This is a genomic window from Bartonella fuyuanensis (genome assembly GCF_014197255.1).
Lineage (GTDB): Bacteria > Pseudomonadota > Alphaproteobacteria > Rhizobiales > Rhizobiaceae > Bartonella > Bartonella fuyuanensis.
On record NZ_JACIFE010000066.1, the window covers coordinates 1 to 1480 of the forward strand.

Genomic DNA, 1480 nt, shown 5'->3' on the forward strand with positions numbered 1-1480 from the left:
CCAGGCGCTGTTGTTCCACAGCGCAGTGTCAAGAAGCGCTTGAACAGCCCTTTTTGTAAAAAATATAAAAATAGTCGCAAATGCCAGCCTTAAGTTTTGCTGTTTGTGATGATTAACAATCCGCCATCCTTGCCTTTGCTTGGAATGGCGCGATTGTTTCCTCAATCTAACATCTCAATATTGTTCACCGTTGTTTTAAGCAGCGGTGACAGGAAATATCAATAGACTTATGAGCTTTTTTATTGTAAATAAATCCATTGAAAGAGGGGAATAATGAAGAAAATCTTAAAACTATTGAGTTGCATAGCTCTCTTAAATACAGCTGGATGTGTTAACCAACCTCCTCCATCAACTTTAGCATTATGGGAAAAACCAGGTGTCGATAAAGCGATGATCCAACAATCCTTATCAAAATGTGGCTGGAAACCGGTTTATGCTTCTTCTAGTGATATGAATTCGTATGCGAGTGAATTTGCTTCAGTTTATGAGTGCATGAAAAAAGCAGGTTTCCGGTATAAATTGCAAGATTCAAAAGGGATCTATTTTACACAACCTCCAAAAAGTGGCTCATTCCTAAGCAATTTAATGATAGCAGGATATCAGCAATTTATGGACAATGACACCTTTGGTGTGACCAACAAAACGAAACAGGAACGCGCTTTACTAACGCATTTTGAGGATGAAAGAAAACGTCAGCAAAAGCAAAAAGCTTTACAAAAGCGATCACCAAAGTGTCCTCCGCATTGTTAAAAGGTTGTTGGACAAAAAGTATGAATGATGAAGGAATCAGAATTGTGCCCTTCTTTATTCAAGCGGGTGGCACTTTAAATAAAGCAGCATTCATGGTGTTGGCGCTGATGTTATCGCTGGTACCAATCCAATCTATGTGCTGGAAAATGATGCACAGAGCGGAAATATCACTATGGAAGCAGGTGAAGATATCACCTTTGAAAGTGCGCAAAACACGCAAAGCACACAAAACAGCAGTGAAAGTTCTTCAATGAGTGCTGGCACCGGTTATGGCACGGGTGGCGCAGGGGCAACGGGTAGTGCTGCTTTTAGTCAAGGGGAAGGTTCCAGTGAGGAAGTTCAACACAAAAACAGCCATATTATAGGTAGCGGCACAGTTCATACCACGAGTGGGGCAAACACCACATTGGCAGGCGCCGTGGCTTCTGGAGAGCGTGTAGAAATGGAAGTAGGAGGTGATTTTGCCATTACCAGCCGCAGTGATACGGGACAAAGTTCCAGCAAGCAAAACTCTGTTTCTGTTGGGTTTGGTGCTGGACAAACGGGTGGTGGGAGCTCCATGAGCGCCTCTTTCCAAAAGGATCAATCCTCTAGTGATTATCATAGTGTTGTGGAGCAATCAGGCATCAAAGCCGGTGATGGTGGTTTTAAGATCAACGTTAAAGATAAAACAACATAAGGTTGTGACGCTAGATTTGAATCAATTTGCCAGTATTGAAATGTGTATGGC

The 1480-nt window shown here is 42.2% G+C and carries 1 protein-coding gene and 1 pseudogene; both read left to right on the plus strand.

The window, feature by feature from the left end; translation table 11 throughout:
* Positions 1 to 273: 273 nt before the first annotated feature.
* Positions 274 to 750: a hypothetical protein gene (locus tag GGR08_RS07930; protein WP_183194756.1), complete on the plus strand. Its 477-nt coding sequence runs from the start codon at positions 274 to 276 to the stop codon at positions 748 to 750.
* Positions 751 to 835: 85 nt separating this feature from the next.
* Positions 836 to 1426 (plus strand): annotated as a pseudogene (locus tag GGR08_RS07935) (hemagglutinin repeat-containing protein); the annotation flags it as partial.
* Between the last annotated feature and the right edge of the window lie 54 nt (positions 1427 to 1480).